Genomic DNA, 15285 nt, shown 5'->3' with positions numbered 1-15285 from the left:
GTGCCGACCAACGGTCGGCACCAAGGTAGATCCACGCCTTGCGTGGATGCGATCGGGCCGGAAGAGCGGACAGCATCGGGCCAGCCGCCACGGAGCGGTGGCGGCCCCAGCCAGGACGGCACGGAGGGCAGGGAGCGGCCATCAGCGGTGAGGACCACCGACACAACGCCGCCGGGTGCAGGAGAGTGCCCGGCGGCAGGCGGGGGGATCCATGCAATGCGCGGATTCCGGAGCCAACAACAATGCCGACCAACGGTCGGCACCCACCAAGGCACGGTCGGCACCCACCGTAGATCCACGCCGTGCGTGGATGCTTTGCCTGGGAAGAATCCTAAAGCTCCAGCACCCGCCGGTAACTCAGCGGCCCACGCCCATCGCGCAGGCCCAACCGCAGTTCAAGTCCGGTGGCCGGCATTACCTCGCCTTCGCTCGGCAACACGGCCCATCCCGTTCCTGGCTGCCAGGCCCGCACCTCGAACCGCTGTACCTCGCGCGCCACGGCAATGCCCTTCGACAGATCCGGCGCCGGCAGGGGATACCGATCCGTCGCTGCGCCGCTGGCCCGCCAAAGCGTACTTCCCTGCCGCCACCAGCGCACCCGCTGCCAGCGCAGCCCATCGCTGCCGACACTGCGGGTGATCTCCAGCGCGAAGCTCCCATCCGGATGCCGCTCGCTCACCAGCGAAGGCGGCAGCAGCCGCTGCGGTTGATCGGCCGGCCGCACTGCACCATTCATCAACGCATCGTCTGCGCGCATTTCGATATCACGCTGGAACTGCTGCAGCACGCGCAGCGCCGTCGTGGTCTCGGCATCGGCCTGGCGCAGACGCTGGTCGCTGCTGGCCACGCTGTCGAGCGTCCGCCAGCAGATCAGCGCCAGTACGCCCATGATGGTGATCGCAATCATCACCTCGATCAGGGTGAAGCCGCGGACGGCGCGCCTCATTGCGCCGCCGTCCACGGCAACTGCATCCGCGCCAGCGACTGCCGAGGAGCGTCCTCGGCAACCACACTCAGTTCCAGCTGCGGCTGGCCATCGTTGCCCGTGCCCAGATGCTGAAGCACCAGGAAGCTGCTGCGCCCCTGCACACAGCGTTGCCGGGCATCCTGCGGTGCCTGTCCGCTCAGGCGCAGTTCCTGCCAGCGATCCTGCGCACACATCAATGCCAGGCGACGGTCACGCAGCCGTGACTGATCGTCAGTCGCCACTGCCACCGAGCGCATCACCGCCGCCAGTGCAATCGATACGATCGCCAATGCGATCAGCACTTCGATCAGGGTGAATCCGCGCGCCGCCTGCTTCATTGCACGACCTGCAACTGTCCGCTGCCATCATCACGAAGACGCAGTTTGCGACCCTCCAGCGACAATCCAAGCTCCCAAGCGATACCGATCCACTCCGGGCTCAGCTCAATGGGGTTGGCGGGCTGCACCGCAATGCCCGTTGCCTGCCACTTCTGCGGACGCAGCAGATCATCGTGTTCAACGGTCACCCAACCGCTGCCTTCGCGGCGGCTGAAACGATAGCCGTTGGCGTCGGCCTGCCAACGCAGGGGGCGGCCATCGATGCGCGCCTCATCGCGCGCCACCTGCAGGCGCTGCGCCAACCGCTCGGCTTCCTGCCGCAGCTGCCGGCCCGGGTCGAGCAGGCTGCCCAGGCCCAGCCCGATTCCGGCCGTGCAGATGCCGATGATCACCAGCACCACCATCAGTTCCAGCAGGGTGAAACCACGCGGCACGCGCTGCATCGACGTTGCCTCCTGTCCGGGTCGATACCTGCCAGCGTAGGCCGGCATGATGAAACAAAAGCGTCAGCCACAGCTGCTAGCGTGGGCGGACACGAACGTGGCGGTGGTGCGGAACATGGATGGCAGGCGCTGGGATCGCAATCGCATACTGACCCTGCTGGCGGCGACGCTGCTGCTGGCCGTGGTGGCCTATTGGGGTGTCACCCTGTCTGCCGTGGCGCCAGCGGCCGCGGCCAGCGAGGCGAAGGCCGTGGCGCCGGTACGGCCGATGTTCGATGCAGTGGCTAGCCTGCCGCTGGTGCGGCTGCTGTCCCCCGGTGCAGTGCAGACCGAGGTGGTGGTGCTGGGCGTGATGGCCGGTGACCATGCGCCATTGGCCCTGCTCTCGGTGGATGGACGCCCGGCGGAAGCGTATGCGCCCGGCCAACGGCTCGGACCTTGCACGGTGCTGGCCAGCATCAGTGCCAGCGCGGTGGAACTGAACCAGGCCGGGCAATCGCGCAGCTTGCCGGTGCCTGAGCTGCCGCCGGTGCCGATCGATGGCATCGTGCCGGCCGCACTGTAGAGCCGAGCCTACGCTCGGCTGCGCCTGGAAGAACAGTCGAGCATGGCTCGACGCTACAGAATCCTGCCGGGCTGGGGCTTTGCACCGCGACTGTGCAGGCTCAGCGCGCCGGGCGCTGCGGTACCACCGAACGACCAAAGGCCTCGCCCATGCGCTGTCGTGTGCCTTCCAGGTTGTACTGCATCAGTTGGTTGCCGGGCTGCCGCATCAGGCGTTCGGCTTCAGGTAGAGCCGGTGACTTCGCCGATTTCGGCGCCGGGGCCAGTTTGCGTTGCAGACACTCCCAGGCGGGGATGCGCTCGCCGTTGACCTGTACTTCGATGCAAGGTGCGGCATCGTCCTGCTTCTTCGCCTCTCCGGCGAGAACCGGGGCCAACGCCAGCAGCAACGCAAGGGTGAGGGCAGCGCGCAGTTCCACCATCAATGATTCACGCATCTCGAATCTCCCGCAGCAATCGACGTTCTGCAATGAAGACGTGTGGCGAAGGCAGGGTCCGCCTGCGTGCGTTGCGGCGCTGTCAAAAGATGACAGTGCTGTCATAAAACTGTTGGCGGTTTTGACGCGACGTGCACGTCCTGTTGGTAGACCCACGCGCCGCTCCATGGCCATTACCTTCGATACGACGCGATGCCTTCGATGACTCCTGTTCCGTGCCGAGCCGTTCGCCTTCCCTTGCGCCTGCATCCCTTGGTGCTGGCCCTGGCCGCGATGCCGCTGCCGTTGTTCGCGCAGGAGGCAGCGCCTGCGCCCAGCGTGAACATCAATGAATACATCGTGCGCGGCAATACCGTGCTCGATCCGCGCCAGATCGAGCGCGCGGTCGAGCCCTTCCTCGGCCCGGGAAAGACCCTGGCCGATGTCGAGAACGCACGCGATGCAGTCAATGCGCTGTACCAGCAGGCGGGCTACCAGTCGGTCTACGTGGAGCTTCCCGAGCAGCAGGTCAGTGGTGGCGTAGTGCTGCTGAAGGTACAGCAGACACCGATCGGCCAGCTGCGGGTCGTGGGAACGAAGCACGAATCGCCCGAGCGCATCCGCGAACGCGTACCAGCGCTGGCGGAAGGCAAGGTGCCGGACTTCGACCAGGCCCAGAAAGAACTGACCGCGCTGAATGAGGGCGGGCGTCGCCAGGTGATGCCGCTGGTGCGCGAAGGCCAGGTGCCGGGCACGATGGATGTGGACCTGCAGGTCGAAGAAAAGTCGCCGTGGCGTGCCAGCGCGTCACTCAACAATGACCACAGCGCCGACACCGAGAAGCTGCGCCTGAGTGCATCGCTGGCCTACGACAACCTGTGGAAGCGCGGGCACAGCGCCAACATCGGCGTGTATCTGGCACCGGAAGACACCAAACAGGCCAAGGTGTTCTCGGCCTCGTACACGATGCCGTTCGAAGGCACGCCGTGGAGCCTGGAAGCGTCCGGCTACAAATCCGACAGCCGCGTGCTGAACGCGGGTGGGCAGGTGGGTACCGGCACCGGTACCAACGTGATCGGCAACGGTCACTCGATCGGCCTCAAGCTCAACTATCGACTGGCCGGCAGCAGTCAGTGGTGGCGCCAGCTCAGCCTTGGTGTGGATTTCAAGGACACCGAGGAAGATACCCAGATGGGCAAGGACAGCCTGAAGACGCCGCTGAAGTACGCGCCTATCACGCTGGCCTTCGTGGGCGTGCGCCAGGGCGAGCAGGATCAGCTGAGCATCAACACACAGCTGGTGGCCGGCACCCGCCGCCTGTTCGGCTACGGCAGCGACGCCACCGCCTTCGGCCAGAAGCGCTATTGGGCCGACCCGAGCTTCGTGGCCTTCAAGGCCGACGTGGCCAACACCCACACCTTCGGCAACGACTGGCAGTGGTACGCACGTGGCTCACTGCAGGTGACCGACGCGCCGCTGGTGTCGGCCGAGCAGTTTGCCGCCGGTGGCATGTACACCGTGCGCGGCTATCTGTCGGCCGAGGCGATCGGCGACTACGGCGGCCTGGCCAGCCTGGAATGGCGCACCCCGGCGTGGTCGCTGTGGAGCGGCACTGATCTGCGCGTCTACAGTTTTGCCGACGCGGCCTACCTGCGCCTGCGCCAGCCGCTGCCCGAACAGCGTGACAAGTACAACCTGGCCTCGGTCGGCCTGGGCGCGCAGATGCGCCTCGGCGAACACCTGCAACTGCGCCTGGACTACGCCTGGCCTTATGCCGATGGCCCGGTCACGCGCAAGGACGACCCGCGCCTGCATTTCAACATCAGCACCAGTTACTGACCCTTCCCTTGAACATGCGTTCTCCGGAGACCCTTCGCATGGACCGTTTGCTTTCCCGAGTGTTGTTGCTGCTGGCCGCGCTGGTTGCGCTGCCGGTCGCTGCAGCCGATGCCAATTGGTGGCAGGCCGAATGGAAATACCGCAAGCCGATCACCGTCGACGCCGGCCCGCAGGGCGCGGGCCTGGCCGGTGACCCGGGTCGCACGCCGCTGCTGCTGCGCCTGCATACTGGCAACTTCGGTTTCGACGGCACCCAGGACGCGGGCAACGACCTGCGCTTCGTCTCGGGTGATGGCCGCACCGTGCTGGCCCACCAGATCGAACAGTTCGATCCCAAGCTGGGCCTGGCCTTGGTCTGGGTGGACGTACCGGCGGTCAGCGCCGCAGCACCGCAGACGATCTGGATGTACTACGGCAACGAGAAGGCCCCGGCCAGCGGCAATGGCCAGCAGGTGTTCGACCCGGACTACACGCTGGTCTACCACTTTGCCGAGGCCAATGCGCCGGCACGCGACACCACCGCCTATGGAAACAACGCCGGGGCCGTGGCGCCGCCGTCGGAAGGCTCGGTGATCGGCCGCGGCGTTCAGTTGGGCGCAGCCCCGCTGCCGCTGCCGGCCAGCGCATCGCTTGCGCAGGAGGCGGGCGCGCCGCTCACCGTCTCGGCCTGGATCAAGCCGGGCAGCAACAACGCCGCACAGGCGATCTACGCCCGTCGTGACGGTGCTTCCGAACTGGTGCTGGGCATCGAGAACAGGGTGCCGTTCGTGCAGCTCAATGGCCAGCGCAGCACGCCGGCACAGCCGATTCCAGAAGGGCAGTGGGCGCATGTGGCGCTGACTGCGGAGAAGGGCGCTCTGCAGCTGTACCTCAATGGCCGCGTGGTCGCACAGCTGAGCGGCGAATTGCCGGCGCTGGGCACCGCTCCGGTGGTGGGCGCCGATGCTCCTGGCGCGGTGCAGCCGCTGGCCAATTTCGAGGGCGCACTGGATGAGCTGCGTATCTCGCGCGTAGCACGACCGGCGGCACTGCTGCTGGCCGATGCCACCGCACAGGGCGCCGACTCGCGCCTGATCAGCTATGGCGCCGACGAGCAGTCGGCCGGGCAGAGCCACTTCGCCTTCATCCTCAAGGCGATGCCGTTCGATGCCTGGGTGGTGGTGGCGATCCTCGGCCTGATGATGCTGCTGTCGTGGGCGATCATGATCGCCAAGGGGCGCCACTTCGGCCGCACCAGCAAGGCCAACGCGGTGTTCACCGAGAGCTTCGGAAAGTTGTCCGGCGTGCCGCTGCGCACCCTGTCCGACATGGACCGCCAGGGCAAGGCGCCGACCGCGATGCACGACGGTTCGCTGTGGCGGATCTACCAGGTGGCCATCGATGAAATGCAGCAGCGCCACCAGCGCGATGGCAACAGCGGTTACCTCAGTGGCGCCACCATCGCCGCGATCCGCGCCTCGATGGATGCGGTGATGGTGCGCGAGCAGGAAGCGATGGCACGGCGCATGAACTGGCTGTCGACCACCATCGAAGGCGCGCCGTACGTGGGCCTGTTCGGTACCGTGATCGGCATCATGCTGGTGTTCGTGGTGGCGGCGATGGCCGGCGCGGTGGACATCAATTCGGTGGCACCGGGCATGGCCGCGGCGCTGCTGTGTACCGCAGCCGGCCTCGGCGTCGCGATTCCGGCGCTGTTCGGCTACAACTACCTGGGTGCACGTGCCGAGGCGATCGGCGCCGACATGGCGGTGTTCATCGACGAGTTCGCCGCGCGCCTGGCCGAAGAGCAGGACGGGCGCGGCCCGGCCGCGGTCCAGGGCTGAGGGGCGCGCCATGGGCCAGAAGGCGAAGTTCGGCATCAAGAAGCGCGAGAAGGGCATCAACGTAACGCCCTTCGTCGACGTGCTGCTGGTGGTGCTGGTGATCTTCATCCTGACCAGCAACGCCTCCATCCCCGGCATCGAGGTCAACCTGCCGAAGGCCAGCAACAGCGTGGCGCTGGAGAAGCCGAAGACCAAGGCGATCACCATCGACCCCAGTGGTCAGGTGTTCCTGGATGCCTATCCGGTGACGATGGCCGAGCTGGAAGACCGCCTGCGCACCGAGCGCGCGACCACGCCGGATTTTCCGGTGATCGTGCGCGGTGATGCGCAGGTGCAGTACGCCCGTGTGGTCGAGGTGCTGGACCTGCTGCGGCGGCTGGAGCTGGCCCAGGTCGGGCTGGTCACCGGCAAGGCGCAGGGCTGAGGCATGACGGCCCATCAATCCCCTCGGCCGGAGCCCGGCATGCGCGGTCGTCAGTTGCTGGTGACCGTCGCGCTGGTGCTGGCCGCCTTGCTGGTGCTCGGCATCGCCGTATGGTGGATGCTGTTCAAGGACACCGCCAGCACCCGCAGGCCGGTGGTGCAGCCGCCGATGCTGGCATTGCCGCCCCCCCCTCCGCCGCCGCCACCGCCGCCGGAAAAGCCACCGGAGCCGGAGACGCCGCCGGAAGAGACCATTCCCGAGCCGGAGCCGCTGGATCAACCGACGCCGGCGGAAGAGCCGACGCCGACCCCGGACAACGCCGACCCGGTGACGATGAATGCCGATGCGCAGGCCGGTGGTGACAACTTCGGCATCCAGTCCGGCAGTGGCGGCGGTTCATCCGGCGTGGGCCGTGGCGGCGCCGGCAATGCCACCTATGGGCGCTATCTCGGCTACCTGATGCAGCAGGCGATCTCGCGCGACGACAAGGTCAAACGCCTGGCGTTCCAGCTGCAGGTGAATGTGTGGCTGTCCAACGATGGCCGCCTGGAAAAGGTCGAGCTGGTGCGTGGCAGTGGCAACGAGGAGGCCGACGCGGCCGTGCTCGATGCGCTGCGACGCATCGGCAAGGTCGACCAGGCACCGCCGCCGTCGCTCGATTTCCCCGCCCGCGTGCTGATCCAGGGCCGCCGGCCCGGGGCCTGATTCCCGACCTCCGTGATTTCCCTTCTTTCGATGAGAACCGTGATGAACGACCACGTCCGCGCACGAACCGACTCCCGCCGCCCGCGGCCGGCCCGACGGGCGCTGCTGTGCTGCGCCGTGCTGCTCAGCCTGGCCGCCCCGGCCGGTGCGATGGCCGCAGAAACCACCATGGTCAAGCTGATCAAGGGCCTGATCGCCAGCGGCGCGCTGAAGCCAGAAGACGGCCAGGCACTGCTGGTGCAGGCCGAGGCTGAAGCAGCGGCCGCATCGCGCACTACGACCACCGCACCTTCGGCCGCCAGCGGTGGCGTGGCCCTGGAGGCCGGCGACGTGCGCGTGCCCTACGTGCCGCAGAGCGTGCGCGACGGCATTCGTGACGAAGTACGCCAGGACGTGATGGCGCAGGCCAGGTCCGAGGGCTGGGCGGCACCGAACGAAGTGGCTGAGTGGACCAAGCGCATCAAGGTGACCGGTGACATGCGCGTGCGCAGCGAGTCGCGCTTCTATTCCGAGCGCAACAGCGACATCGTGAGCAACTGGTCGTCGATCAATTCCGGCAACGGCTTCGACACCAACACCAACACCAACCTGCAGCTGCCGCCGCTGCTGAACACCCGCCAGGACCGCCGCAACCTGTGGCGCATCCGCGCCCGCCTGGGCATCGAGGCCACCATCGGCCAGCACACCACGGCCGGCGTGCGCCTGGCCAGCGGCAGCAGCAATGGCCCGGTGTCGACCACCGAGCAGCTGGGCGGTGGCCTGAGCAAGAAGGACGTGTGGCTGGACCAGGCCTGGCTGGCCTACAGCCCGGCCGACTGGGTGACGGTGCGCGGCGGCCGCTTCGGCAATCCGTTCTGGACCAGCGACACGCTGTTCTCCAACGACCTGAACTTCGACGGCCTGGCCGCCAACCTGCAGCATGACTTTGACGGTGGTGACCTCGGCCTGTTCGCCAACCTGGCCGTGGTACCGCTGGAGTACACCTCCGACAGCGCGCCCAGCCAGAGCCGGGTCAAGACCCCGAACGAGAACAAGTGGCTGTCCGGTGCACAGGTCGGCATGAACTGGCGCTTCAACGACGACAATGCGCTGCGTGCCGCACTGGGCTACTACGATTTCAAGAACATCAGCGGCCGCCTGTCCTCGCCGTGCGCGCTATATGCGGGCGCGGTGGGCTGCGATACCGACTGGTCGCGCCCAGCGTTCATGCAGAAGGGCAATACCCTGATGCTGATCCGCGACATCGCGCGCAATCCGCTGGACCCGGCCAACACGCCGACCCCGCAGTATGTCGGCCTGGCCTCGGCATTCCGCCTGGCCACGCTCAACCTGCGCTGGGATACGCAGCTGGCCCAGGGCATCGGCCTGCGCCTGGATGGCGACTACATCCGCAACCTGGCCTACGACAAGCAGGCCATGTTCAGCCGCGCCAACAACGGCATCGTCAACAACTACGGTGCCGGTGGCGCCGCCAGCATCGATACCTTCCGCAGTGGCGACACCGCCTGGATGGTGCAGGCCACCTTCGGCGCCACTGACCTGAAGGAGAAGGGCCAGTGGCAGGCGCTGCTGGGCTACAAGCATATCGAGGCCGATGCGCTGCCGGACGCGTACAACGACCCGAACTTCCACCTCGGCGGCACCAACGCCCGTGGCTACTACGTGGGCGGCGCCTACGCGCTGGATGCGCGCAGCTGGATCAGCGGCAAGTGGATGGCGGCCAAGGAAGTGTCCGGTGCGCCGTTGTCGATCGACGTGTTCCAGCTGGAGTTCAATACCGGGTTCTGAGTGGCGGGCGTGATGCGGATCACGTCGTGCGTGGCGGGGGCGCAGCGATGCGCCCGTCTAAGGAAGGGAGACCACGCGTTGTTCAAAAGGAGGAGTGGATGAGCCGTCGCAAGCTGTTCGAGAGTCCCGAACCGTCCAGCCAGGTGCTGGGTGTTGGACCGGCCTATGTTTCAGTGGAGGGCCTGCGCCAGCACCTGGCCGAGTTCCTGCTGTATGCGGGCCGGCCGGTGGTGATCATGCGCGGTCGCAGCGAAGTGGGCTATTTCCTGCCGGCGCGCTGCTGGCGCCAGCGCGACGATGATCCGCTGGCGGCCGCCGCCGCCGACCAGCTGCTGGATGCGGCCGGGTTCCAGGCCGAAGACATCCAGCAGGTGGAGCAGGAATTCAACGCGATGCGCCAGCGCACCGTGCTGCATTCGCGGCGCTGAGTGGCCGCCGGGCATGGCCCGGCGCTACCCGATGGCCCCGCGCCGCTCCGGTAGCGCCGGGCCATGCCCGGCGAGCGTCGTCTGTAGATCCACGCCAGGCGTGGATGGGGTTACGCTGCAGCCCCACGCTCACTGGAGATGCGTGCACCTTCGCGCATCACCAGGGTCACCGGGGTCTTTTCCACCACCTCCAGCAACCGCTGCCACTGCGCATCGCTCAGCTCGGCGCTGGCATGCAGCACGCGGTGCACGTGGAAGCGTCCATCCGCGTCACGTTCCGAGCGCAGCTCGGCATGGAATTCGCCCAGCTCCCAGCCCTTGCGCTGCGCGTACATGCGCAGGGTGATGGCGGTGCATGCCGCCAGCGAGGCCAGGTACAGGTCGAACGGTGCGAAACCCTTGCCCTGGCCGCCCAGCGAGGCGGGCTCGTCCGCATCCACATCGAACCTGCCATTGCTGATGTGGTGCAGGTAGTTGTCGGCGGTCGAAACAATGCGTGCGTAGGCCATCGGGATCTCCTGTTGTCTGTAGGGCCGAGTCATGTTCGGCCAATCCCACTGTGGCGTCGAGCCATGCTCGGATCTGCCCTGCATGGATGATGTGGGCGGCGGCGGCTTGCCGCCTGCGGCCCGGCAGCCCACAATCCACGTCCGGACCGTCGCCATCACGCCCATCATTCCCCGGTCCGGCCTTGGCACCTATGTCCCCCAATGCCCTGGCGCTGGTCGAACTGCTGATCCGCGAGCGCCGTGCGCTGTCTCGCTTCATCGCGCGCTACCTCGACCCGGCCAGTACCGAGGACACGCTGCAGAACCTGTACCTGAAGGCCAGCAGCGTACCCGGCGATCCGCCCATCCTGGAGCCGCGCGGCTATCTGTACCGGATGGCCTATCACCACGCGCTCAACCGCAGTCAGGCCGACGCCCGCGAGCGGCGCGCAATGGCCGCGTACGCCACCGACATGGCCGATGCAGGCCACGACGGTGAGGCACAGGCGCTGGACCAGGCACAGCTGCGCGAGATCACCCAGACCATCCTTGCCTTGCCGGCGCAGGTGCGCGAGTGCTTTGTGCTCAATCGATACCTGGGCCTTAGTGAGCGCGAGATCGCCACCCGCCTCGGCATCTCCAAGAGCGTGGTGGGCAAATACGTGCTGCGCGCGGCGCTGCTGATCCAGCAGCACCAGCAGGGAACACGCCGATGAGCTGCGATTGCCGTGGGCAGATCGCGCCCGCCGTTGTCACAACAGGAAAGCGCACCCGTTCGCGGTGCGGCAGGCCACAACCATGACCACGTCCGAACCCTCGCCGCGTCGGGCCAGGCAGGCGTTGCGCTGGGTGATCCGGTGCAGTGCAGGCCCGCTGCCGGAACGCCAGCAACGAACCCTGCAGCGCTGGCTGCGGGCCGATCCGCAGCATGTGCTGGCCTGGCGCCAGCAGCAGGCATTCTGGCGGGGGCTGGATGCCGCCGGGCCGGAGGTGCTGGCCGCGCTGCCCGAACTGACCGAAGACCGCCAGGGGCTGCGCCCGATCGCGCCACGCCGCCGACTGCCGTGGCTGCTGGCCAGTGCTGCCGCCGTGGTCCTGATGGTTGCCGCTGCGCCGCACGCGCTGCTGCTGGCACGCAGTGACCTGCACAGCACCGATGCACCGCGCATGGTGCAGTTGGAGGACGGCAGCATCGCGGTACTCGACGCCGGCACCGCACTGGCGATTGAATTCGATGGCCAGCAGCGCCACCTTCGTCTGCTGCGCGGCCAGGCCTGGTTCCAGGTAGCGCACGAGGCGCGCCCGTTCCAGGTGGAGGCGGCGGGCGGCGAGATCCGTGACATCGGCACGGCCTTCAGCGTGTCGATGCAGGACACCACGGTCCTGACCCAGGTCAGCGAGGGCGGGGTCGATGTGCGCCCGGGTGATGGCAGTGTGCAGCGCCTGCATGCCGGGCAGGCACGTGTGTTCCGTGACGGTCGCTGGCTGCAGCCGGTGCAGCTGGAAGATACCGCGACCATGGCGCCGTGGCGGCGTGGCGAGGTAGTGATCGACGATCAGCCGGCCGCGCAGGCCATCGCCGACCTGGCGCGCTACCGGCGTGCCCCGGTCTGGGTACTGGGCGGGCAGGGCGCGAGCGTGCGGGTCAGTGGCCTGTTCCACCTGCAGCAATCGGAGACCGCCATCAATGCGGTGGCCGCGCAGGCAGGACTGCGTGTGCAGCGCTTGCCCGGCGGAGCGCTGGTGGTGTGGTGAGGTGCCTGCGGCACAGCGCACAGCGCGCCACATGGAAAAAAGCATGAAAAAACCGTGGGCACTCGCTGTGCCCTGCTGTCTATAGAGGTATAGCCAGAGCGAAACACCGTTTCTCCTCAAGCCAGACATGCCACCGGCACTGGATGTGCCCGTGGTTCCGCCACGCTTGAGGAGTTCCTGTCCATGCCGTCCACTGCATCCGCCTGTCATCGTCGCGCCACCGTCCTGGCTCTTGCCATCTCCACCGCATTGCTGCCGCTGGCCTGGGTGCCGGCCGTGCAGGCGCAACCGGTGGTCGTCGCACCGTTGCGCCAGTACACCATTCCGGAACAGCCCCTGGCCGACGCCGTGCGTGCCTTTGGCCGCCAGGCCGATGTGCAGGTGGTGTTCCGCAGTGACCTGGTGGAGGGCCGCCGCTCCAGTGCAGTGAGTGGTGAGTACAGCCAGATGCAGGCACTGCAGCAGCTGTTGCGCGGCAGCGGCGTGCGTGCACAGCGCGGCATGGACGGTACCTGGAGCCTGCGGGCCGCAGCGGAGGCGGGTGAGGGGGAAGGGGTGCGGGTGACCAAAACACTGGACGTGGCCGGCCGCCTGCAGTCGGAAGGGGGCGAGGCGCGTGATCGGCGCGGCTACGATGATGTGTTCGCGCTGGACCTGACCACGGCGTATTCGGGGCGCGACCGGGTGGAGCGCTATCGCGGCTCCAACCCGGCCGACGTGGTAAAGGATCTGGTCGGTGTGCTCAGTGGCGATGCGCGCAACAGCGGCGCGCTGGACATCAACATCCGCGGCATCCAGGGGCCGGGGCGGGTGCCGGTCAGCATCGACGGTGGCGAACAGGCGCTCACGGTCTGGCGCGGCTACAACGGCGTCAGCAACCGCAATTACATCGATCCCAACCTGATGGGTGGCATCCAGGTCATCAAGGGGCCAGGGCTGGTGCGCGATGTGCACAGCGGGATCGGTGGCGCGCTGGTGATCAAGACCATCGACGTCGATGACATCGTGGAAGCGGGTGAGCGCTTCGGCGGGGAGCTGAAGATCGAAGGCAGCAGCAATGCGGTGGCGCCACGCCTGCCGCGGCTGCACACCGGCGAGGATTACCGCACCGTGCCGGGGTTTCCGCAGGGCTCGCCGAACTCGCCCTACGACGACCGCACCCTGGTGGTGCCGGTGAAGTCGCGCAGTGGCAACAACCCCCTCGATGGCGAGGACCAGGCCTGGCGCCTGGCGCTGGGCGTGCGTGGCGACAACGTCGACCTGATGGCCGCCTACGCCTGGCGCAAGCGCGGCAACTACTTCTCCGGGACCCAGGGCAGCGCCTACTACGACCAGGACCGGCGCGAGCAGTTCGAGTACCAGGGCATCGACTACATCACCACGCTGGCGCGCTACTTCAAGCCCGGCGATGAAGTGCCCAATACTTCCAGCGAACAGGAGTCCTGGCTGGTCAAGGGCAGCTGGCAGATCAACGATGACCAGCAGTTGAAGGCGACCTGGCGGCGAACGCTGTCGCACTACGGCGAGATCATGCCGTCGCGCATCCTGTCGGCACCGGACTATGGGCGCATCCAGTGGCCGCTCAGCCGGGTTGCGTCCGATGCCTGGAACCTGGAGTACCGCTTCCAGCCGGCCGGCAGCCGCTGGCTGGACCTCTACGCCAACCTGTGGCGCACAGAGACGGACAGCGATACCTACACCGCAGGCGGCTTTCCGAACTTCGCCCCGGGCAATCCGGACTGGAATGCCGGCGCCAGCCCGATTCTGCGCAACACCGCGCTGGCAAATGCGAGCAACGACCGGACCGGCCTGACCCTGAGCAACCGCTTCGCCCTGCATTCGACCCTGGACCTGACCGTGGGCGGCAACTGGCAATACGAGAAGCTCGGTTCGCGTGACCCGTATTTCGGCCCGTCCGACGGCTGGCGCATGTACCCGCGTGCCGGCCGTCGCCAGGAGGGCGAGGGCTACCTCACGCTGGAATGGCGTCCGGTCGACTTCCTGACCCTCAATGCCGGCGTGCGTTACAGCCGTTACTGGGCGTTCGACGACTTCCTGCAGGCCCACCCGGAACTGCAGACGACCTCGATCGTGCCGCGCGAAGCGCAGTACCGGGTGAATGAACTGCCGCCGCGGCCGGACAGCCTGCAGGGCGAGATCGACGCACTCGAGAGCGAGCGGGAATTCTGGGACAGCATCGGCATGGGCTGGATCGTCGATCAGTCGCTGGCCGACCTGCTGCGCAAGTACGAGACACCCAGGGAGGTCCAGCACGGCATTCCCTGGTTGCCCGATGCAAACGGCAACTACAGCCGGGCCACCAATCCCTGCCTCAACGGTCAGGTCGCCGCCATCCCCGGGCTGCTGCCGATGGTCCTCGGCACCGACATCCGCTGCAGGATCGGGGGCGGGGCGATGCAGTCGGTGGCCGGGCGCAACGAACGGCACCGCGATCACGCCTGGTTGCCGACGTTCTCGGCGACGGTGCGTTTCTCCCCGGCCGCTCGTGCCTATCTGCGCTACAGCGAGGCGGTGCGCTTCCCCAGCATGTTCGAAAGCACCATTGCGTTCTCCAGCAGCCTCAATCCGCTGTATCCACTCAAGCCGGAGCATGCCTACAACTACGAGCTGGGGTACGTGCACAACCTTTCCGGGCTGTTCGGCAACACCGCCGATGCCGACGTCAAGCTGGCCTATTACGTGCACAAGACCCGCAATGTCATCGAGCGTGATGCGTACTTCATGTTCGACAACATCGACAAGCAGACCATCCGCGGCATCGAGCTGCAGGCGCGCTTCGACAACCGGCGCTTCTTCACCGATCTGGGCATCAGCCGCATCCTTGAAAACGAAGTCTGCGATGAAAGCTCGGCGGTACGGCTGGATGCGGACCAGGGGCGGGTGCCCAACTGCGTCCAGGATGGCTTCGTCAGCGGCTATCTGCTGACCCAGGCCACGCCGAAGCTGTCGGTGAACTGGTCACTCGGCACCCGCCTGTTCGATGAGCGCCTGGAGCTGGGCAGCCGCATCGTGCACTACCAGCGGCACGACAATCCGGACCTGCAGGCCTACCGCGACCGCCTGATCGCCGGGGGCAGCAGCCTGCTCTGGCAGAACGTGCCCTTCACCTGGGGAAACATCACCACGGTGGATGCCTACGCCCGCTGGCGCTTCAACCAGCACGCCAGCGTCGAGCTGGTCGGCAGCAATCTCGGCAACCGCTATTACGTCGACCCGGCAACACGCTCAACGCTTCCGGCACCGGGCCGCACGATCAAGCTTGGCATCACCGCGCGCTTCTGAGTCC

Annotated in this window: 15 protein-coding genes; 10 read left to right on the top strand and 5 right to left on the bottom strand. The window is 67.1% G+C overall.

The features are described 5' to 3' along the window. Nucleotides 1-331 precede the first annotated feature (331 nt). From AC5P6X_RS12005 to gspH, 3 genes are read right to left on the bottom strand one after another with little or no spacing between them, the layout of a single operon-like run. A complete protein-coding gene (locus tag AC5P6X_RS12005) occupies nt 332-946 on the bottom strand; it encodes a prepilin-type N-terminal cleavage/methylation domain-containing protein (protein ID WP_241877214.1) in 615 nt (204 codons plus the stop codon). Continuing rightward, nucleotides 943-1305: a type II secretion system minor pseudopilin GspI gene (gspI, locus tag AC5P6X_RS12000; RefSeq protein WP_049480967.1), complete on the bottom strand. Its 363-nt coding sequence runs from the start codon at nt 1303-1305 to the stop codon at nt 943-945. Before gspI ends, AC5P6X_RS12005 begins: the two co-directional genes overlap by 4 nt. Beyond that, a complete protein-coding gene (gspH, locus tag AC5P6X_RS11995; protein ID WP_010485346.1) occupies nt 1302-1748 on the bottom strand; it encodes a type II secretion system minor pseudopilin GspH in 447 nt (148 codons plus the stop codon). Before gspH ends, gspI begins: the two co-directional genes overlap by 4 nt. A gap of 115 nt (nt 1749-1863) precedes the next feature. Here gspH and AC5P6X_RS11990 point away from each other — a divergent pair, with 115 nt between their 5' ends. Further along, complete coding sequence (locus tag AC5P6X_RS11990) at nt 1864-2313, top strand: general secretion pathway protein (RefSeq protein ID WP_043396221.1); 450 nt, start codon at nt 1864-1866, stop codon at nt 2311-2313. 100 nt (nt 2314-2413) lie between these two features. On the opposite strand, the gene AC5P6X_RS11985 is transcribed toward AC5P6X_RS11990, so the two are convergent. Next, the gene (locus AC5P6X_RS11985) at nt 2414-2749 is read right to left on the bottom strand and encodes a hypothetical protein (RefSeq protein ID WP_495215490.1); all 336 of its coding nucleotides are present in this window, start codon (nt 2747-2749) and stop codon (nt 2414-2416) included. Between the two features lie 201 nt (nt 2750-2950). On the opposite strand from AC5P6X_RS11985, the gene AC5P6X_RS11980 reads away from it, so the two are divergent. The 6 genes from AC5P6X_RS11980 to AC5P6X_RS11955 all read left to right on the top strand — a co-directional run bounded on the left by AC5P6X_RS11980 (nt 2951) and on the right by AC5P6X_RS11955 (nt 9735). Beyond that, on the top strand, nt 2951-4567 hold the full coding sequence (locus AC5P6X_RS11980) for a ShlB/FhaC/HecB family hemolysin secretion/activation protein (protein ID WP_241885186.1): 1617 nt from the start codon (nt 2951-2953) through the stop codon (nt 4565-4567). A gap of 38 nt (nt 4568-4605) precedes the next feature. After that, entirely contained in the window at nt 4606-6390 is a 1785-nt protein-coding gene (locus AC5P6X_RS11975) for a DUF2341 domain-containing protein (protein WP_333581001.1), read from the top strand. A gap of 10 nt (nt 6391-6400) precedes the next feature. Then, nucleotides 6401-6814, top strand: coding sequence for an ExbD/TolR family protein (locus tag AC5P6X_RS11970; protein ID WP_005409874.1), 414 nt, complete (start codon nt 6401-6403; stop codon nt 6812-6814). A 39-nt stretch (nt 6815-6853) separates the two neighbouring features. Next, entirely contained in the window at nt 6854-7519 is a 666-nt protein-coding gene (gene tolA, locus AC5P6X_RS11965) for a cell envelope integrity protein TolA (RefSeq protein ID WP_010485357.1), read from the top strand. Between the two features lie 42 nt (nt 7520-7561). Beyond that, the gene (locus AC5P6X_RS11960; protein WP_010485359.1) at nt 7562-9307 is read left to right on the top strand and encodes a putative porin; all 1746 of its coding nucleotides are present in this window, start codon (nt 7562-7564) and stop codon (nt 9305-9307) included. A gap of 98 nt (nt 9308-9405) precedes the next feature. After that, complete coding sequence (locus AC5P6X_RS11955) at nt 9406-9735, top strand: hypothetical protein (protein WP_019337758.1); 330 nt, start codon at nt 9406-9408, stop codon at nt 9733-9735. A 110-nt stretch (nt 9736-9845) separates the two neighbouring features. On the opposite strand, the gene AC5P6X_RS11950 is transcribed toward AC5P6X_RS11955, so the two are convergent. Continuing rightward, nucleotides 9846-10244, bottom strand: a complete 399-nt coding sequence (locus AC5P6X_RS11950) for an OsmC family protein (RefSeq protein WP_019337757.1) — start codon at nt 10242-10244, stop codon at nt 9846-9848. Nucleotides 10245-10435: 191 nt separating this feature from the next. On the opposite strand from AC5P6X_RS11950, the gene AC5P6X_RS11945 reads away from it, so the two are divergent. From AC5P6X_RS11945 to AC5P6X_RS11935, 3 genes are all read left to right on the top strand, one after another. Beyond that, nucleotides 10436-10939 carry an RNA polymerase sigma factor gene (locus AC5P6X_RS11945; protein ID WP_010485363.1) on the top strand — a complete coding sequence of 168 codons (504 nt, stop codon included), beginning with the start codon at nt 10436-10438 and terminating at the stop codon, nt 10937-10939. An 82-nt stretch (nt 10940-11021) separates the two neighbouring features. Continuing rightward, nucleotides 11022-11978, top strand: a complete 957-nt coding sequence (locus AC5P6X_RS11940) for a FecR family protein (RefSeq protein WP_495215475.1) — start codon at nt 11022-11024, stop codon at nt 11976-11978. Nucleotides 11979-12161: 183 nt separating this feature from the next. Further along, entirely contained in the window at nt 12162-15281 is a 3120-nt protein-coding gene (locus AC5P6X_RS11935) for a TonB-dependent receptor (RefSeq protein WP_495215474.1), read from the top strand. Nucleotides 15282-15285: the final 4 nt, after the last annotated feature.

It is taken from the genome of Stenotrophomonas sp. YJH_SMC_40 (genome assembly GCF_059368615.1).
This window is presented reverse-complemented; position numbering and strand designations above follow the sequence as displayed.